This is a genomic window from Kitasatospora sp. NPDC042419, from assembly GCF_056437345.1.
The window spans coordinates 226,049-249,694 of the sequence record NZ_JBWKAW010000006.1 but is presented as its reverse complement, the minus strand read 5'-3'; the positions used below and the strand labels follow the sequence as shown (position 1 = coordinate 249,694).

Below are 23,646 nucleotides of genomic sequence, written 5' to 3'. Positions count from 1 at the left end.
GACCCGTCGCACGCACAGCGCCCCTCAGTACCCGCAGCGCCCCGCAGTACCCGCATCACCCCCGTCGCGACCCGCAGCAGTCCGTACCGAACCGCGGCGACCCGTCGTGACCCACGGCGAGCCGTCGTGACCCGCCGCGGCGAGGGAGCCGCGGACCCGGCCTCGCACCCCCGGCCCCGGCCCCGCCGGGCTCCCGACCTGTTCGGCCCTCCTGAACCGGCTCCTCCGCCAGCCACGCGACCGTCGACAGACAGGAAGAGTGCTCACCCCATGGCCCTCCTGCGCATCCCCCTGAAACGAAGGCCCAGGCTCTCGCCGACCCTCCACGGGATCCTCAACCTCCTGCGCCTGCTGCCCCGGGTCAACCGGACCAAGGCGGTGCTGGGGGCGTTCGGCGTGCTGGTGGCCGCGGTGCTTCCGGTGGCGGTCGCCGTGGTGACCGGTCTGCTCATCGGTTCGATCGGCGCGACCCTCGACACCGGCCTCTCCTCCCCCGCCGGAAACCACACCTTCGTCCTGCTGGCCGTCTCCGGGGGGCTGGTCCTGCTCCAGCAGACCCTCGCGCCGCTGCTCACCGCGCTCGGCGAGACCCTGGGACGCGAGGTCGACCGGGAGCTGCAGCAGCGGGTCATGGCGGCCGTGGGGCGGCCGGAGGGCACCGCCCACCTGACCGACCCGCACGTCCTGGACACCCTGCGGGTCGTCCGCGGCCTCGGGATGGCCGAGACCGACCGGCCGAGCCAGGCGGTGGCCGCCCTCATGGTGGTGCTGCCGGCCTGGCTGCGCGCCGTGGCCGCGGCGGTCGCGCTGCTGGCCTTCCAGTGGTGGGTGGGCCTGATGTGGCTGGTGACCTGGCCGCTGGTCGTGCACTTCATGCAGCGCGAGTACTTCCGGGTCGGCCGGGTCGGCTTCGGCCGCAGCGCCCTGCTGCGCCAGGCCGAGTACCTGCGGGACCTCGTGCTCACCCGGCCCGCCGCCAAGGAGGTCCGGCTCTGGGGCCTGCTGGACTGGCTGCTCGAACGGTTCGCCGCGTCCTGGCAGGAGGCGACCGAACCGGTCTGGCGCGAGCGCAAGCCGCGCCCGCGCGTGGTGCTCGGCGCCACCGGCACGATCGCGCTCGTCAACCTGCTCTCGTACGGCGTGCTGGCGTGGGCCGCGGTGCACCACCACATCGGCCTCGGCAGCGTCGCCGTCTTCACCCAGGCCCTGGCGCTGGCCAACAACTACACGGCGTTCGACGACAACAACGCCTACCTCTCGTTCGCCGGGGCCGCCGTCCCCCAGGTCCTGGGTCTGGACGAGCGGCTCTCCGGCTCCCCCGACGCCGCCGAGCCGCGGCGCGCGGAGCTGCCCGCCGCCTTCCCCGCCGACCGGATCAGCTTCTCCGGGGTCCGGTTCCGCTACCCCGGGACGGAACGGGAGGCGCTGCGCGGGGTCGACCTCGACATCGCCGCCGGCCGCTCGCTGGCCATCGTGGGCGACAACGGCGCCGGGAAGAGCTCGCTGGTCAAGCTGCTCTGCGGGCTGCACACGCCGACCGGGGGCAGCATCCGGATCGACGGGCAGGAACTGACGGAGCTGGACACCGCGGTCTGGCGCAGCCGGATCGGCGTGCTGTTCCAGGACTACGCCCGCTACCACCTGACGGCGGCGGAGAACATCGGCATGGGGGCGCCGCGGTACGCCGGCGACCGGGACCGGCTGCGCGCGGCCGCGGAGCGCGCGGGTGCGCTCGCCCTGATCGAGGGGCTCCCGAACGGCTGGGACACCGTGCTCTCGCCCGAGTACACCGGGGGCACCGACCTCTCCGGCGGGCAGTGGCAGCGGATCGCCCTGGCCCGGGCCATGTTCGCCGTCGACGCCGGCGCCCGCGTGCTGATCCTGGACGAGCCGACCGCGGCGCTCGACGTCCGGGCCGAGGCGGAGATCTACGAGCGGTTCCTCGAACTCACCGCCGGGCTGACCACGATCCTGATCTCGCACCGCTTCTCCACCGTCCGGTGCGCGGAGCGGATCATCGTCCTCGACGACGGGGTCGTCGCCGAGGACGGCACCCACGAGGAACTCCTGGCCCGGCGCGGCCGCTACGCGGCGATGTTCGACATCCAGGCGGCCCGCTTCGCCGACCCCGAACAGGGCGCGGAGACGGGCATCGAACTCCGGACCGCAGCGGAGGCGGGACATGCGTAAGTCATTCCAGGCGTTCCGGGAGCTGATGCGGATCGGATTCGGCGCGGCCCCGTGGCACGCGGCGATGCAGTTCCTCACCGGCATCGTCTTCGAGATCTCCGTCCCGATCGGCGGCCTCGGCGCCAAGATGATCGTGGACGCGGCGGTCTCCGAGGACGTCGGGCTGGGGCTCGGCGCGGCCGTGATGCTCGGCATCACCGTCGCGGCCGCCCTGACCTCGGTCTTCTACTACGTGCACTGCCTCTTCACCGTCCAGGAGCGCGCCACGGCCGTGGCCAGCCGGCGGCTGATGCGGCTGATCGGCGGGGCCGAGGGCCTGGCCCACTACGAGTACCCCGAGTACCTCGACCAGGTGCAGCGGATCCGGGAGCAGCAGTTCCAGCTGTCCGGCATGGTGAACGCGACCGCCGGCGTGCTGCGGGTCGGGGCGACCCTGACCGTCACCGCGATCCTGCTGGCGGGCGTCGACCCGCTGCTGCTCTGCCTCCCCGTGCTCACCGTGGTGTCGTTCTGGCTCGGCAAGCGGAGCCGCGACCTGACGGTCCGGGCGCAGGAGGCGACCAGCGAGCGCGAGCGGCTGCGGGCCCACCTGTTCGAGCTGGGCACCTCCACGAACGCGGCCGGCGAGCTGCGCGTCTACGGCCTGACGGGCCTGCTGGGCGGGCGCCACCACCGGACCTCGGGGGCCGTCGTCGGCGAGCGCAACCGGGCCACCTGGAAGGGCGCCGGCCTGCAGTCGCTGGACGCGCTGATCTCCGCGGCCGGGTACATCGGCGCCGTCTCGCTCGCCCTGGTCCTCGCGGTCCGCGGCCACGCCACGGCCGGCGACGTCGTGCTGGTGCTCGGCCTGGCCGCCCAGCTGAGCGCCACCGTCGGCACGGCGGTGCGGTACGGCACCTACTTCCTGGTGGTGCTCCGGGTCGGCCAGCGCCTGGTCTGGCTCCAGGACTACGTGGCCGGCGAGCGGCGCTCCCCCGCCGAGCCGACCCCGCTGCCGGCCACCCTGGGCCGCGGCATCGAGCTGCAGGACGTCGGCTTCGCCTACCCGGGCTCGGAGCAGGGCCGCGGCGTGCTCGACGGGGTCAGCCTGCGGCTGCCGCCGGGCGCGGTGGTCGCCCTGGTCGGGGACAACGGCGCGGGAAAGACGACGCTGATCAAACTGCTGTGCGGCTTCTACCGGCCCGGCTCCGGGCGGATCCTGGTGGACGGCGTGGACCTCGCCGACTGCGACACCGCCGAGTGGCGGGCGCGGTGCGCGGCCGCGTTCCAGGACTACGCCAAGCTGGAGTTCCCCGTCCTGGAGACGGTCGGGGTCGGCGACCTGCCGCGGATCGGGGACCGGCAGGCCGTGGGCGCGGCACTGGAACGGGCCGACGCCACGGGCGTCGTCGAGGGCCTGCCGCAGGGGCTGGACACCCGGCTCGGCACCCGCTGGGACGGCGGGGCGGAGCTGTCCGGCGGCCAGTGGCAGCGGCTCGCGCTGGGCCGCGGGCTGATGCGGACCGAGCCGCTGATCGCCGTGTTCGACGAGCCGACCGCCGCGCTGGACGCCCACACCGAGAACGCGCTGTTCGAACGCTTCGCCGCCGCCGCACGGGCCGGCCGGCAGCGGAGCACCGTCACCCTCCTGGTCTCCCACCGGTTCTCGACCGTGGGCATGGCCGACCTGATCATCGTGCTCGACGGCGGAAAGGTCAGGGAACAGGGCAGCCACCGGGAGCTGATGGACCGGGGCGGGCTCTACGCCGAGCTGTTCGAACTTCAATCCCGGGGGTACCGATGACACTCGAATACACCCACGAACGCACGCTGCTGGGCGGCCCGCTCCCGGCGTGGGACTCCCGGCTGATCGCGGCGCTGCGGATCCAGCGCGGCTGGACCCAGGAGGAGCTCGCGGAGTACTCCGGCCTGAGCGTGCGCACCATCAGGAACCTGGAGCTCGGCCGGGTGCAGAACCCGCGCCGCTCCTCGGTGGACCTGCTGGTGAACGCGCTCGGCGTGGCCGACGAACAGCGGACGGGCACCGAGGGCCAGGACCACGCCGGGTGGCGGGGCATGCCGGGGTCGAACCCGGCCCCGGTCGGCAGCCCCTCGGTGCAGCAGCAGCTCGCGAACACGGTCCGGGCCAACCGGCTGACCACGTTCCTCGGACCGGGCGGGGTCGGCAAGACCCGGATGGCGCTGAGCGTGGCCGCCCAGGTCGGCCACTTCTTCCGGGACGGCGTGGAGGTCGTCGAACTCGGCGACATCAGGGCCGAGCGCGCCGGCGAGGCGCAGACCGCCGAGGTCCTGTCCCGGGTGCGCCGGCAGCTGTCCCGGGGTCGCCCGACGGGCCGCGGCGGTGCCCCCGTCCCCGCCGGGAGCGGGGGCGGGGGCGGGGGCAGCGCGGCCGGGATCGAGGCGGAGACCAGTGTGCTGCTCGTCCTGGACAACGCCGAGCACATCCCGGCCGGCGTCATGGCGGCCACCCGGGAGCTCCAGACCGCCTTCCCCGCCGTGCACATCCTGATCACGGCGCGCCGCCGGCTCACCGAACGGCTCGGCGCCAACCGGGAGATCCAGCCGCTGCCGCTGGAGCAGGCGCCCGGCGAGCCGCTCTCCGCCGCGCCGGCCGTGGAACTGTTCCTGCGACACGTCGGGACGGAGTCCCGGGCCGCCGCGGAGCTGGAGAAGGACCTCCCGCTCATCGCCGAGCTGTGCCGGCGGCTCGGCGGCCTGCCGCGCTACATCGAGTTCGCCGCCGAGTGCCTGCGGGCCGTCCCGATCCGGCTGATGCTCTCGTACGGGCCCACGCCGGAGATGCTCTGGTCCAACGACCACGCGCTGCTGCGCCACCAGCGGTCGGTGACCGACTCCATCCGGTGGAGCATCGACCTGCTCAGCGACGACCACCGGGTCCTGCTGGAGCGGATCGCGGCCCTGCCCGCGCGCCGGTTCGTCCTCGACGAGGTCACCGCCGAGTACGACCGGCTGGGGCGCGGCACCTCACCGAACCCGCTCACCCTGGTCTCGGACCTGCTGGACACCTCGCTGCTGCTGCCCGAGCCGGTCCTCCACTACCACTACCGGCTGGCCCCCTTCGTCGCCGAGGTGCTGCAGCGCGGCGGGCGGGCCTGAGCCCTCCCCCGGGCCCGACCTGTTCTCCCCCGGGCCTGCCCTCCTCCCTCGGGCCCGGCCTCCCTCCCCCCGGGCCCGACCGCTGTCCGGACCCGGCCTCCGCCCGGGCCGGACCTCTGCCCGGGCGCCACACCCTCGGGGCCGGCCCGCTTCGGGACCGGTCTCTCCCCGGGCCCTCCTCGGGGAGCCCGGATCCGCAGGAGCCCGAATGCTGCACCGGGGCCCGGTGGTTCCGGCGGTACGCCGCCGGAACCACCGGGCCCCGTTCGGTACCGGCTCAGCCGAAGTCGGGCCAGTCGTCGAGGTTGTCGCCGTGCGCGTGGATCAGCGCGGAGATGGTGCGCTCCAGGCCGAAGGCCATGCAGGAGCTGTGCGCCGGGCCCTCCCCCGCGAAGTCGATCGCGAACCGCTCGCCCAGGTGCTCCTTGTGGCAGTTGGCGGAGGCGATCGCGGTGCCCGGGTCGGTGTCGTGGACCGGGGCGTGGAACTCGTACTTGAGGTTCTGCTGGAGCTGGCTGGAGCGCATGAACCGGTCGCCGGGGCCGAAGAACGGGTCGCTGGCGGCCTGGACGGAGACCTTCAGACCGAGCCGCGCGAACAGCGCCTCGCAGCGGGCGATCCAGGCGTCCCGCCACTCCCAGGCCTCGTCCTGGCCGGCGACCACGACGAACTCCCGCATCCGGAACGCCCGGAAGCGGCCGTACTCGCTGGTCGCCTCGTGGCGGTAGCAGTGGCCGACGGCGTCGAAGAAGCGCGCCTCCTCGATGGTGCCGTCCGCGATCTGCGGGTAGACGCTGTAGCAGACGGCCGGCGCCAGCACCACGTCGGTCTCCGACCGCTCGCCGGGCGCCGGGGCCGCGGCGGCCCGGCCCTCGGGGGCCTCGCCGACCCGCAGGGCGTGCACGGTGCCCAGCAGCTGCGGGAAGTTCTCGGCGTACTCGGCGCGGTCGATGTTCGCGCGCGGGACGACCGGCGCGTACCAGGCCGGGCCCGGCGAGGCGGAGGGGTCGACGGCGGTCAGCTCCGCCTGGAGCCGGGTCAGCACCGACTCGAACTTCGCGGTGAAGCCCAGCAGTCCGGGTATCCCGGTGGGCAGCACCCAGCCGGCCGCGGTCAGCTGCTCCAGCCGGCCCGGTGCTCCGCCGTCCGGGTCGTCGGTGCCGGGTGCGCCGAGCCCGTGCCCGGCGGTCGTGGTTGCCATCGTGAGAGTCACGCTCCTCTGGGAATGCGCGGAATGCGGGGTGGTGTGCGGAATGCGGGGTGGCGTGGTGCGAGGCGCTACGGGGTGACCCGGGGTGCCAGGTGGTGCGGGAGCCCGGAGCGGTACGGGGAGTCCGGGGCGGTACGGGGAGTCCGGGGCGGCGCCGCGCCTACCAGCCGGCCTTGCCGGCGATCACCTCGTAGGCGCGGTCCAGGCCGGCCATCAGCTCGGGGATCTCGTTCACGTGGAGGGCGACGCCGAAGGCCTTCTCCAGCTCGACGGTGAACTCGACGGCGAGCAGGGAGTCGATGCCCAGGTCGGCCTCGAAGGAGTCGGCCGCCTCGACCGCCTCGGGTGCCACGGAGAACACCGCGACGGCGACGTCACGGATCTGCGCGACGCGTTCGGCACGTCCGGTGCCGGTGCTCGTGCTCTTCATCGTTCCACTCTCGCTTCCGGGGGTCGGTGACTGCTGCTGCCGGTCCTCGGGCCGGCCGCGCAGCTCGCGCAGGGCGGTCGGGAGGGTGCCGGCGACGGCCGAGCGCAGCAGGGCCAGGTAGTCCTCGGCCAGCTGCCGGGCGGTGCGCTCGGTGAACAGGGAGGTGTTGTACTTGAGCTTCGCCTGCACGGTGGCGGCCCGTCGGGTCACCTGGAGGGTCAGCTCGAACTGGCCCTGCTGCTGCGGCAGGTAGTACTCCGCGCCGCGGAGCCCGGCGTGCTCGACGTACCGGCCCGGTTCGAGCGCGGCCGCGATCGGGTCCGCCTCGTCGGGCTCGTTGAGGACGAACAGGACCGGGACGAGCCCGGGCCGGCCGGGGTCGCGCGGCAGGTCGGCGAGCCGGGGCAGCAGGGCGAACGGGTAGTCGCGGTGCATCAGGCCCCGCCACAGCCCGGCGACGGTGCCGCGCAGGACGGCGTCGAAGGAGTCGTCGGGGTCGAGCCGCGCCCTCAGCGGGAGGGTGTTGACGAAGTAGCCGATCGCCTCCCGCAGTTCCTCGCCGTGCCGCTGGGTCACCGGGTAGCCGAGGAGGAAGTCGGTCTGCCCGCCGAACCGGTAGAGGAGGACCTCGAAGACCGAGACCAGGAAGGCGAACGCGGTCACGTTCCGCGCCGCCACCGCCTCGCCCAGGCCGGCCACCAGGTCGGGCGGCAGGACGAGGTCGGTCTCCGCGCCCTCGGACCGGTAGACGGCGGGTCTCGGCCGGTCGGCGGGCAGCGCCGCGTGCCGGGCCACGCCGTCGAGTTCGCGCTGCCAGTACGCCTTCGCCCGGTCCGCCCGCGGCGACTCCAGGTACGCGCGCTGGCGCCGCGCGAACTCCTCGAACGCGGCGCCGTCGTCCTGTCCGGTGTGTCCGGTGCCCGCCGTGAGGGCCGCGTAGTGCGAGAGGATCTCACGGCAGATCAGCAGCTGGGAGACGTTGTCGGCGACGATGTGGTGGGCCGCGGTCAGCAGGACGTCGGGGCCGCCGCGGGGGCGCAGCAGGGCGGCCCGGACCGGTGGCTCGCGGTCGAGCCGGAACGGGCGGCGTGCCAGTTCCCGTGCGAAGTCCCGCAGTTCCTCCCCTTCGAGGTCGAGGTCGTGCACCTCCAGGAGGGCGGCCGCCCGCGCGGCCGCTCCGGGGTGGCGGCGGACCCGGCCGACCGCGTCGCTGCGGAACACCGAGTCGAGCAGGCGGTGGCCCGAGACCGTCGCGCGGACGGCCGACTCCAGGACCGCGGCGTCCACCGGGAAGTCCAGGCTCAGGGCCGCGGTGACGTTGTAGGCGGCGCTGTCCGGTTCGAGATTCTGGATCAGCCAGAGCGCTTCCTGGCCGAGGGTCAGCTCTCCGCCGGCCGCGAGCGTGGAATTCCTCGGAATCATGGCTCAAGTACGGCACGGTCCCGCGGTGCGCGACAAGGAATCGGAACGGCAACTTTCCTGCCTGTCGGAAGCTGCCGGGCAGTTGCCTGTCCCGCCATCGGGGCGGCTCCTACGCTTTGGTCGTGCTGCCCGTGGTGAACGGGCCGCCCGCAGCGGCGGGAAATGGGCGACAGGCGAATTCACCGGCCGGCCTTGAATTATCCGATTGGGGGTTGACGAGCATTGATCTATGAAAACGCGTACGAGATGATCCAGGACAATGTCTTCCTGCATCTCGCCGGCGCGGCCGAGAACATCGATCTCCATCTGAAGATAGAGGGTCTCAATCCCGCCGGGTCGATCAAGCTGAAGACCGCGCTGAGCATGGTCGAGGACGCCGAACGGCGCGGGGTCGTCCGGGCCGGGTGCAGCCTCATCGAGTCCTCCTCCGGCAGCCTCGGCATCGCCCTGGCGATGGTGTCCGCCGCCAAGGGGTACCGCTTCCTCTGCGTCACCGACCCCAACACCCCGTCGCTGAGCGTCGAGATCATCCGGGCCCTCGGGGCCGAGGTGGTCGAGGTCGACCGGCCGGACCCCGGCGGCGGCTACCTGGGCGGCCGGATCGCCTACATCCACGAGCGGCTGGCGGTGGACCCGGGGCTCGTCTGGCTCAACCAGTACGCGAACCCGGCGAACTGGGCCGTCCACGACCGGTGCACGGCCGCGGCGATCACCGCCGAGATCCCGGACGTCGACTACCTGTTCGTCGGCACCGGCACCTCCGGCACCCTGATGGGCTGCATCCAGCACTTCCGGCTGCACTCGCCGGGCACCCGGATCATCGCGGTGGACGCGGTCGGCTCGGTCAACTTCGACGGCCCCTCCGCGCCGCGCCACATTCCCGGGATCGGAACGAGCCGCCGGCCGGAGATCCTCCGCCCGGAGCTCGTCGACGACGTGGTCCTGGTCTCCGAGGCGGAGACCGTCCGGACCTGCCGCTGGCTGGCCAGGCGGTACGGGCTGTTCGGCGGCGGTTCGACCGGCTCGGTGGTGCGGGCGGTGCTGCGGCGGGCGCCCGGGCTGCCCGAGGGCTCGCGCGTGGTGGCGATCTCGCCGGACCTCGGCGACCGCTACGCGCGCACCATCTACGACGACGCCTGGGTGACCGCCAGGTACGGGCCGGACTGCCTCGACGACCCGGCCGACGACCTGTCCGAGCTGACGACGGTGAGGAACTGACCGATGTTCACCTTCCAGGTGATGGGCGGGAAGAGCATCCGCGCCATCATCGAGACGTCCCGACCGGAGATCTTCGCCCGGGTCCGGGAGACCTACCTGGCGCACCACCGCGGCGCGACGATCAACCCGAACAGCTACTTCCTGCGGTTCCCCGAGAAGCCCGAGGCGCGGATCATCGCGCTCCCGGCGGCGCTGCGCGCGGAAACCGGCGCCGACGCCGGTGCGAACGCGGGCGCGGGCACCGCGGCCGGCGGCGTGGCCGGCATCAAGTGGATCGGCAGCTTCCCCGGCAACGTCGCGCACAACGTCCCGCGCGCCTCGGCCGTCCTGCTGCTCAACGACCTGGAGACCGGCTACCCCTTCGCCTGCCTGGAGGCGGCGCAGATCAGCGCGGCCCGCACCGCGGCCTCGGCGGTGCTCGGGGCCGAGCAGCTGCACGGCTCCCGCACCGCCGGCCGGCTCGCGGTCGTCGGCGCGGGCGTCATCTCCCGCAACGTCCTGGAGTTCTTCCACGCACTCGGCTGGTCCTTCGACCGCGTCGCGGTCCACGACCGGGTCGAGGAGTACGCGCGGAAGTCGGCCGGCCACGCCGGGGCGCTCGGCTACCGGGCCTCCGTGCACGCCACCCTCGCCGAGGCCGTGGACGGCGCCGACGTGGTCGTCCTGGCGACGACCGCCGGCACCCCGTACATCGTCGAGCCGGGTGCCTTCGCCGCCGGCCAGACCGTACTCAACATCTCGCTGCGCGACATCGGCCCCGAGCTGATCGCCGCCTCGCACAACGTCGTCGACGACGTCGAGCACTGCCTCAACGCCGGAACCTCGCCGCACCTGGCGGTGGAGAAGTTCGGGCACCGCGACTTCATCGACGGCACGATCGCCCAACTCGTCCTCGGCGAGCTGCCGCTGGGCCCGGACAAGCCGCGGATCTTCTCGCCGTTCGGGCTCGGCGTGCTCGACCTCGCGGTCGGCCACGAGGTCCTGCGGATCGGCCGGGAGGGCGGGCAGGTCCAGGACGTGCCGGACTTCTTCGCCGAGGTCGAACGATGGTGAGCGACGGCGGCCGCGCGCCCCGAACGGAGGTTGGACCATGACGAAGCACACCGCCAGGCACCTGATCTCGCTCGACGACCTGTCCGACGCGGACCTGCGGGCGGTCGTCGACCGCGGCGCGGAGTTCTCCCGCCGGGCGGCGTCCGGGGAGGGCGTCGGGAACACCGCGCTCGCCGGCCGCGTCGTCGGCGTCTACTTCCGCAAGACCTCGACCCGCACCCGTACGGCGTTCTCGGCCGGCGCGCTGCGGCTCGGCGCCGGGCTGGTCACCTACGGCCCGGACGACCTGCAGCTCAACACCGGGGAGACCACCGAGGACACCGGCCGGGTGATGTCGCGGATGCTCGACGTCCTGGTGGCCCGCACCGCCGGCGACCCCGCCGAGATGCGCGCCTGGGCGGACCAGAGCCGGATGTCGGTCGTCAACGCGATGAGCGCCGACGAGCACCCGACCCAGGGGCTGACCGACCTCACCACGCTCGCCGTGCAGTTCGGCGCGGTGGACGGGCTGAGCGTGCTGTACGTCGGCGAGGGGAACAACTCCGCCGCGGCGCTCGCCCTGGGGCTGAGCCGCCACCGGGGCGTCCGGCTGGAACTGCGCACCCCGCCCGGCTACGGCCTGTCCGGCGCCGTGCTCGGACGCGCCCGGGAGCTGGCCGCCGGGCACGGCTCCACGGTGACCGAGCGGCACGACCTCGACGACGTGCCGGCGGACTTCGACGCCGTCTACACCACGCGCTGGCAGACCACCGGGACCAGCAAGCCCGACCCGGACTGGCGGCGGCTGTTCGCGCCCTTCCAGGTGACGGCGGAGCTGCTGGCGCGCTCGCCCGGGGCCGTGTTCCTGCACGACCTGCCGGCCCACCGCGGCGAGGAGGTCACCGCCGAGGTGCTGGACGGCCCGGTGAGCATCGCCTTCCAGCAGGCCGAGAACAAGCTCCACAGCGCGATGGCCGTCCTGGAGTGGTGCCGTGACGCCGGCTGAGGACCGCCCGGCGGCGGGCCGGGGCGTCAACCGGCGGGCCGGGGCACCGGCGGCCCGCCCGCGGAAGGGAGGGCGGCGTGCTCTACCTGCGTAAGGTCGTCCCCTTCATCCCGGAGCACAGCGCAGCCGTCGCGGACCTGCGCGAGTCGCTGGCCGTCTCCGAGTCCGAGATCCGGCTGCTCACCAGGTTCCTGGGGCTGGAGCGGATCGTCACCGCCGAGGGGCTGTCGACCCTGGACATGCTGCTGGCCGTCGGACAGGAGGTGCTGGACGGCGAGGACCGCTCGCTGGTCCGCCACCTGGTCCACGCCCACACCGTCCAGCACCTCGCCCCGCCCGGCCTGCGCTGGATGGACGTGCTGCGCGAGAAGCTCGGCCTCGGCGGGGCGGGCGCGTTCTCGATGTCCCACCAGGGCTGCGTGATCTCCCTCGCCGCGCTGCCGGTCGTCGAGGCCCTGCTCGCGGCCGAGCCGGCCGGGAGCACGGCGCTGCTCCTGATCGGCGAGAAGGCGCTCTCCCCGGTGATGCAGCACATCCCGGGGACGTCCGTCCTCGGGGACGCCACCGCCGGGGTGCTGGCCGCGCTGGACGGGCCGGGGGACGCGGTGCTGAGCGTGGCGCACCGCACCCTCGGCGAGTTCCACCAGGCCGGGAACATGGACGACGAGCTCCAGCGGCTCTACCGCCTGGCCTACACGCCCACCCTGGCCGAGATCATGGTCGAGGCGGTGGAGGCCGCCGGCCTCGGCCTCGACGACATCGACCTCGTCCTGCCGCACAACGTGAACCGGTACTCGTGGAGCACCACGGCGCGGATCCTGGGCCTCCCGCTGGAGCGGATCTACCTGGAGAACGTCCCGAAGACGGGGCACTGCTTCTGCGCGGACCCCTTCATGAACCTCTCGACGGCGCGCGCCGAGAACGCGGTGCGCCCGGGCGAGACCGTGCTCATGGTCTCCGCCGGCCAGGGCGGGACCTTCGCCGCCGCGGTCGTCGGGACCGCTGCCAGAGAGGAGTGACATGACTGCCGCACACGACCCGGCACCGGCCGGCGGCTTCACCGCCCGGCTGAAGGGCGCGCTGGTCGGGGATCCGACCGCCCGCTTCGTGTACCTGAACAACTTCGAGGTCGAACGCGTCTGGGGCCGGGGCGAGCCCAGGCTGCCCGGCACCGGCCTGTCGTTCTCCTCGGCGACGGTCAACCGGATCGAGGAGGTCGGCGTCCTGCTCGCCGACGAGCACGACGTGGTGGTGCTGAAGGAGGCCGTCGACCCGGGGTTCGCCGCCTACCTGAGCGCCCTGGGCGCCGCCGACGGCACCCACCTGACGGTGGACCGGAACCGGCCGGAGCGGTCGGTCACCGAGGACGCGCTGGACTCGCCCCGGCTGCTGGAGGCCCTGCGGGCGCTCGCCGACGGCCGCACCTACCTGATGCCGCTGGGCATCTCCGAGGAGGAGGAACGGCTGGCGCTGGCCGCCGGCCTGCCGCTGGCCGGACCGGGCGCGGACGTCTGCAAGCACGTCAACGGCAAGGTGTTCAGCCGCGAGCTGGTGGACGCCTCCGGGCTGACCGCCGTCCCCGGCTCGGTCTGCCGGACCCTGCCCGAGCTGGAGGAGGCGCTCGACACCCACCTGGTCGGGGCCGGCTCCCGGGTGGTGGTCAAGGAGTCGCTCGGCGTCTCCGGGCGCGGCATGGTCGTGCTCGACGAGCCGCGGCGGGCCGAGCAGTTGCTGCGGATGCTCGCCCGCCGGGCGGGGACGGACCGGCGCGTCTCGGTGGTCGTGGAGCGCTGGATCGAGAAGCAGGCCGACCTCAACTACCAGTTCGTCGTCGGCCGGGACGGCGAGGTCCGGTTCGAGACCGTGAAGACCGCGCTGACCGAGAACGGCGTCCACCGCGGGCACCTGTTCCCGCCCGCGCTGCGGCCCGACCAGGTCGAGGAGCTGCGGACGGCCGCCGAGGTGATCGGCAAGCAGCTGGCGGCGGCCGGGTACTTCGGGCTGGCCGGCGTGGACACGCTGCTCGCCGCGGACGGCACGCTCTACCCCTGCCTGGAGATCAACGCCCGGTTCAACATGGCGACCTACCAGAACCGGCTCGCCGAACGCCTGATCCGGGACGGGCAGTCCGCCCTCGCCACCACCTTCGACCTGCAGCCGTCCCGGGTGCACGGCTTCGACGAGGTGCGCGCCGCGCTCGGCGGGCTGCTGCTCGACGGCACGGACCACGCCGGCGGCGGCCCGCGCGGCGTACTGATCAACAACTTCGCGACCCTGAACGCGACGGTCCTGGCCGGCGGCGAGCCCTACGGCCGCCTCTACGCGGTCTGCGTCGGCGACGACGAGCAGGACGTGCGGCGGACGCGGGAGCGGGCCGAGACCCTGCTGAACGAGATGGTGGCCAAACCGTGAGCGAGGAGCGAGCCGTGGGCGAAGAGATCGACTGGAGCGGCATCGCCGCCGAGTACGGAACCCCGACGTACGTGTACGACGGGGACTGGCTGGCCGCCAACCTCGCCGCCCTGCGCGCGGCGCTGCACCCCTCGCTGGAGGTGTTCTTCTCACTCAAGTCCAACCCCAACCGGGGCGTCTACGACGTCCTGCACTCGGCCGGCGCCCGCGCCGAGGTCTCCTCGCTCGCCGAACTGCGGCTGGTGCTGGAGGCCGGGACCGACCCGTTCGACGTGGTCTTCCTGGGCCCCGGCAAGAGCGAGCAGGAGATCGACGCCTGCGTCGCGGCCGGGATCTACGCGATCGTCTGCGAGTCCTTCGCCGAACTCGACCTGATCGACCGGGCGGCGCAGCTGCACGGCGTGCGCCAGCGGGTGATGCTCCGCGTCAACCCGGCCTACGCCATCGCCGGGTCGCGGCTCACGATGGGCGGCAAGCCGCGCCAGTTCGGCATCGACGAGGCCGAGGTCCTGGCCGCCGGCCCGGCCCTGGCCGAGTACCGGCACGCCGACGTGGCCGGCGTCCAGGTCTACCTGGGCACGCGCATCCTCGACGCCGAGGTGGTCGTCAAGAACACCACCTACATCCTGGACCTCGCCGAGCGGATCGCCGGGGCCACCGGGATCCGGCTGGACGCGGTGGACATCGGCGGCGGCCTGGGCGCGGCCTACTTCGAGGGCGAGCACGAACTCGACGCGGCCGCGCTCGCGAAGGACCTCAACCCGCTGCTGGACCGGTTCGCCTCGGCGCACCCGGACACCCGGCTGATCATGGAGTCCGGCCGGTACCTGACCGCGCTGGGCGGCACCTACCTGATGCGGGTGCGCTACACCAAGCAGTCCATGGGCGAGAACTTCGCGGTCGCGGACGGCGGCACCCACCACCACATGGCCGCCGTGGGCATCGGGTCGTTCGTGAAGCGCAACTTCCCGATCGGGCTGCTCGCCCGCGCGGCCGACCCGTCCGACGAGACCGACGAGACCGACGGGAGCCGGGAGAGCGGCGAGACCGGACCGTGGAACATCGCGGGCCCGCTGTGCACACCGAACGACACCATCGCCAAGGCCGTGGCCCTGCCCGAGCTACGGCCGGGCGACCTCATCGGGGTGCTGAAGTCGGGCGCGTACGGGCCCTCCGCCTCGCCGGTGTACTTCCTCAGCCACGGCTACCCGGCCGAGGTCGTGGTGCTGCGCGGCCGCTCGTACCTGGTGCGCCGGCGGGACTCGGTCGAGGACATCCTCACCAAGCAGGAGTCCCACCCCGAGCTGCGCGAGGCCGGCCGGCTCGGCTGACTCCGCACCGGAACGCCCCCACGTCATCCCTGTCGCACCCACACCGAAGAAACCCCACGAAGGAGCTGAGACGATCTTGACCACCGACGGCATCACGACGACCGACGCACTGCGGGACGCACTCTCCGAGGTCCTGAAGAAGGAACTGCCCGAACTCACCCCGGAGACCCGGCTCTTCAGCGACCTGGCACTCGACTCCACCAGCGTGATCGAGCTGCTGATGGCCCTGGAGGACACCCTGGGCCTGCAGATCGACCCGGACGAGCTGACCCCGGAGGTATTCGAGACGGTCGGCGCGCTGACCGGCTACATCGACGCGAACCTGTCCGCCGGGCACGAGCCGGCGCACTGACCGATGCCCGAGACGACGTGGGGCGGGCCACGCACGGCCGCCCGCCCGGACGGCCCCGGGACGCTGCGGCTGAGCCGGCCGACCGCCCGGACCTTCCCCGGGCGGCGGCCGGCCGGGCTGGCCGGGACGGAGCTGAGGTTCATGACGGACTTCCTCGCCGCGTTCGGTGAGGAGCCCGACCACGAGCACTACGCCCGGGGCGGCGGCAACACCTTCATCGACATGGCGCGCGAGCTGCTCGACGGCCTGGAGCGCCCGCTGCCCCCGTTGGACAGGCTCGTGCTCGCCTACCACCTGCCCGACCTGAGCGTCGTCGAGGTGGCGGGCTGCTACCTGGCCGAGCGGTGCCCGGGCCGGCCCGAGGTGTTCTCGGTGGCCGGGCAGGGCGTGGGGGCGCCGTTCACGGCCCTGCGGATCCTGAACGGCCTCCGGCTGACCGGCGGCCTGGCGGAGGGCGCCGTGCTCGCCCTGGACCAGTCCACCCTCCCCTACGCCGACCCCGACGTCCGGCCGGGCGGGGACTCCGCGGTGCTGATCCACACGGCCGGCACGGCGGACGGCACGGCGGAGGACGCGGCCGACGACCCGGCCGACTGCGCGGAGCTCGACTTCGTGACCGAGCAGAGCGCCGACCCGAACGCGGCACTGCACGGGCTCGCCCGGCGGCTGCCGGGGGCCAGGATCGTGGCCGGCCGGACGCTCGCCGACCGGCTGGACCCGGCGCTGCGGGCCGGGTACGACCTGGTCGTAGGGCCGGACGACCGCCTCTGCACCAGCGCGTGGGCGGCGCTCGCCGAGCACTGGACGCCGGAGCGGTACACCGTGGTCGCCGACTACGACCCGCACTCCGGCCGGCTGTTCCAGGCCGGCCTGCGCCCGGGGGCCGCCTCGTGACCGGGGTCTCGGACGACCTGTGGCGCTACCGGGACCTCGGCCGGGAGGGCGGTCTGGCCGCCGGCCTGGCCGCGGTGCTCGACGGCCTCGACCCGGCGGCCACCGCCCCGGGCGGCGTCGCCGTCCTGCCCGCGGACACACCGGCCGCCAGAGCGGACGGACCCGGCGGGCACGGCGGAACCAGTGGGACCGGCGGCACCGGCGGCGCCGAGGTGCTCCCCCACCCGTTCGCGGCCCTCGACGGGCTGGCCCTGGTCCGCTTCGCGGCGGGCACCGCGGGGGCCGGGCCCGGCCCCGGGCTGACCGGCCGCACCGCCGCCGCCCTGACCGCCGTGCGGATCGGCGTGCTGTCCGGCCTGCTCGACGCGGCCGTGGAGCGGCTGTCGGCCCGGCGCTTCGGCGGCGTCCCGCTGATCGACCACCAGTTCGTCGGCGGCTCGCTGGCCGACGTCGCCACCGAGACCGAGCTCGCGTGGGCCGCGGCCGTCCGCGAGGCCGCCGCCGCGGAGTCCGCCCCGGCCGGGGCCGCCTGGGCCCGGCACGAGCGGCTGACCGAGGCCGGCTGGGCCGCCACCCGCCTGTTCGGTGCCGAGGGCTACCTCACCGACCACCCGGCGCGCAGCCTCCACCTGTCCGCGCTCACGGCGGATCTCTGGCTGGCCCGGCCGAGTACCGCGGAAGGAGTCCGATGACCGTGGTCGAGCTCGACGAACGACTCAGGGCGCTGCGCGGCGCCGCCGCCGAGACGGCGGTCGAGCTGCGCGAGCACGCGCTGGCGCTCGACGCGGCCCCGTACGACACCGGGCCGCACCTGGGGACGGCCGCCTTCGACCTGATCCGCCGGTGCACCACCCCGGAGCGGTTCGGCGGTGCCCCGCTGCGCGTCGGCCGCTTCGGCTACTCCACCGGCTCGTCCCTGGACACCCTCGTCTGGATGGTCGAACTCGCCCACGGCGACGCCGGGATGGTGCTGGCAGCCCCGGGCCCCAGCCTCACCGGGATCCTGGTCGACCAGCTCGGCGACGACGAGCAGCAGGAGTGGTTCCACCGCACCGTGGCCGACGGCGCCACCTGGGCGTTCTTCGCGGTGACCGAACCGGGCCGGGGCAGTGACGCCGCCGGCATGGAGACCGCGCTGGAACGCGAGGCCCCCGGCCTGTACCGGCTGCACGGGACGAAGAAGTACATCGGCAACGGTGCCCGCGGCGCGGTCGGCGTGGTCTTCGCCCGGACCGGCAGCGGGCCGCTGTCCATCCGCGCCGCGCTGGTGGAGGCCTCCGACCCCGGCTTCGACGGGCGGGAGCTGCCCACGCTGGGCCTGCGCGGCGCGGCGCTCGGCGAGATCCGGCTCACCGGCGTCGCCGTGCCGGAGGAGCGCCTGCTGGCCCGGCACCTGCCGCCGACCCGGCGCGGCCTGTGGGGGGCGGTCCGCGTGTTCAACACGGTCCGGCCCCAGGTGGCCGCGCTCGCCGTCGGCACCGGGCTGGCCTGCGTGGACCTGGTGCGCGCCGAGCGTCCGGGCGCACCGGGCCTCGACGCGGTCGCGGCCCGGCTGGAGGCCTGCCGCGACCTGGTCTACCGGGCCGGGGCCGCCCTGGACCGGGACCGGGACGACGGCCTGCTCTCCAGCCAGGCCAAGATCGCCGCGGTGGCGGCCGCCCGCGAGGCCGCCCGCTGGGCGGTCCGCTCGCTCGGCCCGGCGGCCCTCGCCGACCACCCGCTGCTGGAGAAGTGGACCCGCGACGTGGGCGCGTTCGAGTTCATGGAGGGCACCACGGACATCCAGCGCCTGCACGTCGCGCGTTCGCTGGTCCGCGGCGGCGGCCGGAAGGACGGGCGGGCGTGAGAGTCGGCATCGACCTGCTGGAGATCGCCCGGTTCGCCCGGATCGCCGCCCACCCCGGCGGCCGGCGGATGGTGTTCTCCGCGACGGAGCTCGCCCACGCGGACGGGCTCGCCGCCCCGCGCCGCGAGGAGTACCTGGCCGGCCGGTTCTGCGCCAAGGAGGCCACCGCGAAGGTGCTCGGCCGCGGGCTCGGCCAGGGGCTGGGCTGGCGCGAGATCGAGGTGCTCGCCGACGCCCACGGGGCGCCGGAGGTCCGGCTCAGCGGAGGCGCCAGGAACGTCGCCGCACAGGCCGGGATCGACCGGATCGACCTGTCGCTCAGCCACCAGGGCGGCCTGGTGGTCTGCGTGGCGATCGCCCTTGCTGCGGGCGGGACCGGCACCGCAGCGCACTGACGCACCCGCGGGCCGGCGGCTCACCCGGCCGGCGCGCGGGCCCGACTCGGAGGGAACGACCGATGGACCTCAGCCTCTTCTTCTTCGCCGACACGGCCACCACCGGCGACCGGTACCGCCTGCTGCTGGAGAGCGCCCGCTTCGCCGACACCCACGGCTTCCGCGCCGTGTGGACCCCCGAGCGGCACTTCCACCAGCTCGGCGGGCAGTTCCCGAACCCCTCGCTGACGGGGGCCGCGCTGGCCGCCGTCACCGAGCGGGTGGCGATCCGGGCCGGCAGTGTGGTGGCCCCGCTGCACCACCCGATCCGGATCGCCGAGGAGTGGTCCGTCGTCGACAACCTCTCCGGCGGGCGCGCGGGCGTCTCGTTCGCCTCCGGGTGGCACGTCCGGGACTTCGTGCTGCAGCCGGAGAACTTCAAGGACCGCAAGGACATCATGGTCGAGACCGCCCGGGCGGTGCAGCGGCTCTGGCGGGGCGAGGAGGTCGAGTTCGAGGGCGTGGAGGGCGAACGGCGCCCCGTCCGGCTCCACCCGCGCCCGGTCCAGCCGGAGCTGCCGGTCTGGATCACGGCCGCCGGCTCCCCGCAGACCTTCCGGATCGCGGGGCGGCTGGGCGCGGGCGTGCTGACCCACCAGCTGGGGCAGGAGCACGACGCGCTGGAGCGCAACATCGCCACCTACCGGGAGGGCCTGGCCGAGGAGCAGCACGACCCGGCCCGCAGCCACGTCGTGCTGATGCTGCACACCCTGCTCGGCGAGGACCGCGAGCGGGTGCGCGGGCTGGTCCGCGAGCCGCTCACCGACTTCCTGCGCACCTCGATGGACCTCCAGTCGACGGGCCCCGGCGCCCAGGCGGCGGACGGCTTCTCGCTGGACCGGATGCCCTCCCGGGACCGGGAGTTCCTCCTGGAACGGTCCTTCGAGCGCCTCTTCACCAACGCGGGGCTGTTCGGCACGGTCGACGACGGCGTCGAGGTGGTCCGCCGGCTGGAGGAGATGGGCGTGGACGAGATCGCGTGCCTCATCGACTTCGGCGTGGACGAGGACGAGGTCCTCGACTCGCTCCGGTACCTCGCCGAGCTCCGTGCCCGGGTCGACGGCCCGCACTGACCGCGCCGACCGCGTCCGACGGGCCGTCCGGCCCGCCGCGGCGGCGGGGGGGCCGGGGCGCCGTCCCGGGCACGCGTCAGGCGGCGCCGTCCGTGAACTCGTACGCCGCCACCTCGGCCAGCAGCTCCGCCCGCCGCGGCTCCGGCAGGAAGGCGGCGCGGAAGGAGTTGGCGGCCAGCAGCCGCAGGGTCTCCCGGCCGAGGTCGAGGGCCTCGTCCAGGGCCCGGAAGTTGTCCCCGACGTAGCCGCCGAAGTAGGCGGGGTCGTCGGAGTTGACGGTGGCCAGCAGCCCGGCGTCGAGGATCGCCGGGAGGGGGTGGTCGGCGAGCGTGTCGACGCAGCGGAGGCGCACGTTGGAGAGCGGGCACAGGGTGAGCGGGACCTGCTCGCGGACGAGGCGCTCGACCAGCTCCGGGTCCTCCAGGCAGCGCAGGCCGTGGTCGATCCGCTCGACGCCGAGGACGTCCAGGGCCTCGGTGATGTACGCGGGCGGGCCCTCCTCGCCGGCGTGGGCGACCCGGTGCAGGCCGGCCTCGGCGGCGAGCCGGTAGACCTCGCGGAACTTGGCGGGCGGGTGGCCGACCTCGGCGGAGTCCAGCCCTATGCCGGTGATCCGCCCGCCGAACCACGGGCGGGCGGCCTCGAAGGTCTCCAGCGCCGACTCGGCGGACTCGTCGCGCAGGAAGCACATGATCAGCCCGGTGCTGATGCCGTGCCGCTCGGCGCTGCGGTCCAGCGCCCGCCCGAGGCCGTCCACCACCACGGCGAGCGGGACGCCGCGGGCGGTGTGCGCCTGCGGGTCGAAGAAGATCTCCGCGTGCCGGACGCCCTGGGCGGCGGCCCGGGCCAGGTAGGCCTCGGCGAGGTCGGCGAAGTCCTCCTCGGTCCGCAGCACGGCCATCAGCGCGTAGTACAGGTCGAGGAAGGACTGCAGGTCGCTGAACGCGTAGGCCCGGCGCAGCTCCTCGCTGTCCGCGTAGGGCAGGGTGACACCGTTGCGGGCGGCGAGCGCGAAGGCGAGTTCGGGCTCCAGGGTGCCTTCGATGTGCAGGTGGAGTTCGGCCTTAGGGAGGGGCATCGGTGCCTGTCCGGAGAGAGCGGTAAGGATACGAAGGTCAATCCTACGATCCGCCCGGACCGGCGGGGAGGTCGCGGACCGTCCGGATCGGCGAGGCGAGCAGGACGCCGCCGCAGAGCACCAGCAGCGAGGTCATGATCCACATCGTCGCCCGCAGCCCGAGCGCCGCGCCGAGCGCGCCCCCGGCCAGTGCGCCGAGCGGGATGGTCGCGTGGTTGGCCACCTGCGCGGTCGCCACCACCCGGGAGAGCAGCGCCGGCGGCGGGTAGGACTGCCGGAAGCTGCCGGACACCACGTTGGCCGACACCACCCCGGCCACCGTCACCGCCGAGCCGAGCGCGTACGGCACCATGCCCGCGCCCGGCCCTGCGGCGGGCAGCAGCAGTCCGAAGGGCGTCGCGACCGACAGGACGATCAGCATCCCGCGCGCCGTCCCGAACCGCCGCCCGAGCGGGCGCGCCAGCGCGGCGCCGAGCACCCCGCCGCACGCACCGGCGGCCGCGAGCCAGCCGACCGCCGCCGGGGCCGCCCCCACGTCGCGGAGCAGGAACAGCACGGCGACCGCCTGGTAGCCCGCCAGCGCGAAGTTGGCCGTCGCGCCGTACCGCAGCAGCGCCCGCAGGTACGGGTCGCGGCGGACGAAGGCGAGGCCCTCCCGGACCTGCCCGCCCAGCGGGCCGGCCGGCGCGGACCGCCCGCCCGCCGCTTCCGGCCCCCGGCCGCGCCGGATCAGCACCAGCAGAGCGGCGGCGACCAGGAAGCTCACCGCGTCGACGAGCAGCCCGGCGGCCGCGCCGAAGACCTGGACGGTGAGCCCGGCCAGACCCGGACCGGCCACCTGGGCGGCCGAGGCGCTGCCCTGGAGCTTGGCGTTGCCCTCGGTCAGCTCGTCCGGCCGGACCAGCTCCGGCAGGTAGGCCTGGTACGCGGCGCCGAAGAAGACCGCCGCGGTGCCCGCGAGCAGGGCGACCACCAGCAGCTGGGCCAGGGTCAGCACCCCCAGCCACGCGGCCGCCGGCACGGACGCGTACAGCACGGCCGAGGCCAGGTCGCACCGGACCAGCACCGCCCGCCGGGACCACCGGCCGACCCAGACCCCGGCCGGCAGGCCGAACACCAGCCAGGGCAGCCAGACGGCCGCGCTCAGCAGGCCGGCGGCGAGCGGCCCGGCGTCCAGCGAGACCACCGCGACCAGCGGCAGCGCGACCGCGGTGACGCTGGAGCCGAGCCGGCTGACACTCTCCCCGGCCCAGAGCAGCCGGAAGTCGCGCCGTGCGAGCAGGCCCCACCGGGAGCCGGACGCGGCCCGCGGCCCGGCGGCCGGCGCCACGGCCGGCGCTGCCGTGGCCGCCGTGGCCGACGGAACCCCGTCGGCCGGTGCGGCCGCCTCCACGACGGCCTCCGCCGCCGTCCCCCCGGCGGCCGTCACGGCCGGGCCGGAACGCTGTGGGCGAAGGCGAAGACCGACTCCCGGGCCCGCCCGTCCTCCGGCACCGGCCGGGCGGCCCACTTCTCCAGGACCGCCACCAGGTCGGCCGCCAGCTCGCGGGCCTCCTCGGGGGTGAGCCGCAGCCAGGCGTCCGTGCCGACGGCGCAGCCCTCGCGCCACTCCGGCGGGTAGTCCGGCCGGGCGGTGAGCCAGCCGCGCACCAGCGCCGCCTGGCGCTCCAGCTGGAGCGAGCCGGCCGCGTCGGCGACCGCCGCGTCCACGGGGTCGGACTCGAAGTCGGCGCGGCTCCACCGCGGGGTGCCGGAGGTGGGCCGCCACCACCGCTCGCGGCGGTCGCGGGCCAGCTCGGGCACCTCCTCGACCAGGCCGGCACCGGCCAGCACCTTGAGGTGGTGGCTGATGCTGCCGACGGCCTGGCCGGTGCGTTCGGCCAGCAGGCCGACGGTGGCGGGGCCGTCCACCGCGAGGACGTCGAGCAGGCGGCGGCGGACGGGGTGGGTGAGGGCGGCGAGGACGCGGGAGTCGGAGATCTGCCGGACCTCGCCACGGGCGGCGCCGGTCGGGGTGTCCGGTTGCTCGGTCATGCGGCGAGCATATCCACAAGAACTCTTGTGCAATACCCTTTGTACGAGACTTCTTGTACATCTGCCGCGACCCCGCCGCCGCTGCGACCCCGCGACCACCCGCCGCCTCGAACGGGTGTACCGGTGCCGCCTGCGGGGCAACGGGTACTCGGGGGGCTTCCGTGGAGGAGGTAGACCACATGCAGCACCCCGACGCCCCGCACCCCAGGCCGGAGGGCATCTCTCCGCACGCCCTGGGCAACGACACGCTGCTGCACGAGCTGGAACAGCTGCACCGGACCCGCCACGAGACCTTCCTGTACGGCTCGGAGGACGCGCTGAAGCGGCACACGCTGCGGATGGGGCAGCTGGAGGCGGAGTACCTGCACCGCTTCCCGAACCGCCTGATCACCGCCGGCCGGACCAGGGCCGGCGCCCGCGCCCGGGAGGCGGCGGCCCGCGTGGAGTCGCTGCCGGACTGAGTGCGTCGACCGGCGCGGCGGCCACCGCGCACGACCGCCCGGCGGGACACGCCGGGCGGTCATGGCGTGCCCCGGAGCGGGGCGTCGGCCAGGGTGAGGGGCAGAC

At 74.5% G+C, this 23,646-nt stretch carries 21 protein-coding genes; 16 read left to right on the top strand and 5 right to left on the bottom strand.

The window, feature by feature from the left end:
- Window positions 1-270: 270 nt before the first annotated feature.
- From AC067J_RS15485 to AC067J_RS15475, 3 genes are read left to right on the top strand one after another with little or no spacing between them, the layout of a single operon-like run.
- Window positions 271-2,190, top strand: coding sequence for an ABC transporter ATP-binding protein (locus AC067J_RS15485; protein WP_478299349.1), 1,920 nt, complete (start codon window positions 271-273; stop codon window positions 2,188-2,190).
- On the top strand, window positions 2,183-3,973 hold the full coding sequence (locus tag AC067J_RS15480; RefSeq protein WP_478299347.1) for an ABC transporter ATP-binding protein: 1,791 nt from the start codon (window positions 2,183-2,185) through the stop codon (window positions 3,971-3,973). The genes AC067J_RS15485 and AC067J_RS15480 overlap by 8 nt, the downstream gene beginning before the upstream one ends.
- Entirely contained in the window at window positions 3,970-5,307 is a 1,338-nt protein-coding gene (locus AC067J_RS15475; protein WP_478299345.1) for a helix-turn-helix domain-containing protein, read from the top strand. The genes AC067J_RS15480 and AC067J_RS15475 overlap by 4 nt, the downstream gene beginning before the upstream one ends.
- 277 nt (window positions 5,308-5,584) lie before the next feature.
- Here the strand turns inward: AC067J_RS15475 and AC067J_RS15470 are convergent, their stop codons facing one another.
- Window positions 5,585-6,508, bottom strand: coding sequence for an aminoacyl--tRNA ligase-related protein (locus AC067J_RS15470; protein ID WP_478299343.1), 924 nt, complete (start codon window positions 6,506-6,508; stop codon window positions 5,585-5,587).
- Between the two features lie 169 nt (window positions 6,509-6,677).
- Window positions 6,678-8,369: a condensation domain-containing protein gene (locus AC067J_RS15465; RefSeq protein ID WP_478299341.1), complete on the bottom strand. Its 1,692-nt coding sequence runs from the start codon at window positions 8,367-8,369 to the stop codon at window positions 6,678-6,680.
- A gap of 246 nt (window positions 8,370-8,615) precedes the next feature.
- On the opposite strand from AC067J_RS15465, the gene sbnA reads away from it, so the two are divergent.
- From sbnA to AC067J_RS15405, 12 genes are all read left to right on the top strand, one after another.
- Window positions 8,616-9,587: a 2,3-diaminopropionate biosynthesis protein SbnA gene (gene sbnA / locus AC067J_RS15460; RefSeq protein WP_478299340.1), complete on the top strand. Its 972-nt coding sequence runs from the start codon at window positions 8,616-8,618 to the stop codon at window positions 9,585-9,587.
- Between the two features lie 3 nt (window positions 9,588-9,590).
- The gene (gene sbnB, locus AC067J_RS15455) at window positions 9,591-10,640 is read left to right on the top strand and encodes a 2,3-diaminopropionate biosynthesis protein SbnB (RefSeq protein ID WP_478299338.1); all 1,050 of its coding nucleotides are present in this window, start codon (window positions 9,591-9,593) and stop codon (window positions 10,638-10,640) included.
- A 37-nt stretch (window positions 10,641-10,677) separates the two neighbouring features.
- A complete protein-coding gene (locus tag AC067J_RS15450; protein WP_478299336.1) occupies window positions 10,678-11,625 on the top strand; it encodes an ornithine carbamoyltransferase in 948 nt (315 codons plus the stop codon).
- Window positions 11,626-11,702: 77 nt separating this feature from the next.
- Entirely contained in the window at window positions 11,703-12,644 is a 942-nt protein-coding gene (locus AC067J_RS15445; protein ID WP_478299334.1) for a 3-oxoacyl-[acyl-carrier-protein] synthase III C-terminal domain-containing protein, read from the top strand.
- Between the two features lies 1 nt (window position 12,645).
- Window positions 12,646-14,037: a preATP grasp domain-containing protein gene (locus tag AC067J_RS15440; RefSeq protein WP_478299332.1), complete on the top strand. Its 1,392-nt coding sequence runs from the start codon at window positions 12,646-12,648 to the stop codon at window positions 14,035-14,037.
- Between the two features lie 14 nt (window positions 14,038-14,051).
- Window positions 14,052-15,368, top strand: coding sequence for a type III PLP-dependent enzyme domain-containing protein (locus AC067J_RS15435; protein WP_478299330.1), 1,317 nt, complete (start codon window positions 14,052-14,054; stop codon window positions 15,366-15,368).
- Between the two features lie 76 nt (window positions 15,369-15,444).
- Window positions 15,445-15,720: an acyl carrier protein gene (locus AC067J_RS15430; protein WP_478299328.1), complete on the top strand. Its 276-nt coding sequence runs from the start codon at window positions 15,445-15,447 to the stop codon at window positions 15,718-15,720.
- Between the two features lie 3 nt (window positions 15,721-15,723).
- Entirely contained in the window at window positions 15,724-16,614 is an 891-nt protein-coding gene (locus AC067J_RS15425) for a hypothetical protein (RefSeq protein WP_478299326.1), read from the top strand.
- Window positions 16,611-17,306, top strand: coding sequence for an acyl-CoA dehydrogenase family protein (locus AC067J_RS15420; protein WP_478299324.1), 696 nt, complete (start codon window positions 16,611-16,613; stop codon window positions 17,304-17,306). Before AC067J_RS15425 ends, AC067J_RS15420 begins: the two co-directional genes overlap by 4 nt.
- Window positions 17,303-18,460 carry an acyl-CoA dehydrogenase family protein gene (locus AC067J_RS15415; protein ID WP_478299323.1) on the top strand — a complete coding sequence of 386 codons (1,158 nt, stop codon included), beginning with the start codon at window positions 17,303-17,305 and terminating at the stop codon, window positions 18,458-18,460. Before AC067J_RS15420 ends, AC067J_RS15415 begins: the two co-directional genes overlap by 4 nt.
- Window positions 18,457-18,855, top strand: a complete 399-nt coding sequence (gene acpS, locus AC067J_RS15410) for a holo-ACP synthase (protein WP_478299322.1) — start codon at window positions 18,457-18,459, stop codon at window positions 18,853-18,855. Before AC067J_RS15415 ends, acpS begins: the two co-directional genes overlap by 4 nt.
- Window positions 18,856-18,917: 62 nt before the next feature.
- Window positions 18,918-19,967, top strand: coding sequence for a MupA/Atu3671 family FMN-dependent luciferase-like monooxygenase (locus AC067J_RS15405; RefSeq protein ID WP_478299320.1), 1,050 nt, complete (start codon window positions 18,918-18,920; stop codon window positions 19,965-19,967).
- A 76-nt stretch (window positions 19,968-20,043) separates the two neighbouring features.
- On the opposite strand, the gene AC067J_RS15400 is transcribed toward AC067J_RS15405, so the two are convergent.
- From AC067J_RS15400 to AC067J_RS15390, 3 genes are read right to left on the bottom strand one after another with little or no spacing between them, the layout of a single operon-like run.
- Window positions 20,044-21,045, bottom strand: a complete 1,002-nt coding sequence (locus tag AC067J_RS15400; protein WP_478299318.1) for an adenosine deaminase — start codon at window positions 21,043-21,045, stop codon at window positions 20,044-20,046.
- A gap of 43 nt (window positions 21,046-21,088) precedes the next feature.
- Window positions 21,089-22,474 carry an MFS transporter gene (locus AC067J_RS15395; RefSeq protein ID WP_478299316.1) on the bottom strand — a complete coding sequence of 462 codons (1,386 nt, stop codon included), beginning with the start codon at window positions 22,472-22,474 and terminating at the stop codon, window positions 21,089-21,091.
- Complete coding sequence (locus AC067J_RS15390) at window positions 22,471-23,079, bottom strand: ArsR/SmtB family transcription factor (RefSeq protein ID WP_478299315.1); 609 nt, start codon at window positions 23,077-23,079, stop codon at window positions 22,471-22,473. Before AC067J_RS15390 ends, AC067J_RS15395 begins: the two co-directional genes overlap by 4 nt.
- 179 nt (window positions 23,080-23,258) lie before the next feature.
- On the opposite strand from AC067J_RS15390, the gene AC067J_RS15385 reads away from it, so the two are divergent.
- Window positions 23,259-23,540: a DUF6158 family protein gene (locus AC067J_RS15385; protein WP_327674876.1), complete on the top strand. Its 282-nt coding sequence runs from the start codon at window positions 23,259-23,261 to the stop codon at window positions 23,538-23,540.
- Window positions 23,541-23,646 lie beyond the last annotated feature (106 nt).

What these genes read in the sequence shown, in the direction of transcription:
- AC067J_RS15485 (WP_478299349.1), top strand. Translation starts at nt 271, where the DNA reads ATGGCCCTCCTGCGCATCCCCCTGAAACGAAGGCCCAGGCTCTCGCCG.
- AC067J_RS15480 (WP_478299347.1), top strand. Translation starts at nt 2,183, where the DNA reads ATGCGTAAGTCATTCCAGGCGTTCCGGGAGCTGATGCGGATCGGATTC.
- AC067J_RS15475 (WP_478299345.1), top strand. Translation starts at nt 3,970, where the DNA reads ATGACACTCGAATACACCCACGAACGCACGCTGCTGGGCGGCCCGCTC.
- AC067J_RS15470 (WP_478299343.1), bottom strand. Translation starts at nt 6,508, where the DNA reads ATGGCAACCACGACCGCCGGGCACGGGCTCGGCGCACCCGGCACCGAC.
- AC067J_RS15465 (WP_478299341.1), bottom strand. Translation starts at nt 8,369, where the DNA reads ATGATTCCGAGGAATTCCACGCTCGCGGCCGGCGGAGAGCTGACCCTC.
- sbnA (WP_478299340.1), top strand. Translation starts at nt 8,616, where the DNA reads ATGATCCAGGACAATGTCTTCCTGCATCTCGCCGGCGCGGCCGAGAAC.
- sbnB (WP_478299338.1), top strand. Translation starts at nt 9,591, where the DNA reads ATGTTCACCTTCCAGGTGATGGGCGGGAAGAGCATCCGCGCCATCATC.
- AC067J_RS15450 (WP_478299336.1), top strand. Translation starts at nt 10,678, where the DNA reads ATGACGAAGCACACCGCCAGGCACCTGATCTCGCTCGACGACCTGTCC.
- AC067J_RS15440 (WP_478299332.1), top strand. Translation starts at nt 12,646, where the DNA reads ATGACTGCCGCACACGACCCGGCACCGGCCGGCGGCTTCACCGCCCGG.
- AC067J_RS15425 (WP_478299326.1), top strand. Translation starts at nt 15,724, where the DNA reads ATGCCCGAGACGACGTGGGGCGGGCCACGCACGGCCGCCCGCCCGGAC.
- AC067J_RS15415 (WP_478299323.1), top strand. Translation starts at nt 17,303, where the DNA reads ATGACCGTGGTCGAGCTCGACGAACGACTCAGGGCGCTGCGCGGCGCC.
- AC067J_RS15405 (WP_478299320.1), top strand. Translation starts at nt 18,918, where the DNA reads ATGGACCTCAGCCTCTTCTTCTTCGCCGACACGGCCACCACCGGCGAC.
- AC067J_RS15400 (WP_478299318.1), bottom strand. Translation starts at nt 21,045, where the DNA reads ATGCCCCTCCCTAAGGCCGAACTCCACCTGCACATCGAAGGCACCCTG.
- AC067J_RS15390 (WP_478299315.1), bottom strand. Translation starts at nt 23,079, where the DNA reads ATGACCGAGCAACCGGACACCCCGACCGGCGCCGCCCGTGGCGAGGTC.
- AC067J_RS15385 (WP_327674876.1), top strand. Translation starts at nt 23,259, where the DNA reads ATGCAGCACCCCGACGCCCCGCACCCCAGGCCGGAGGGCATCTCTCCG.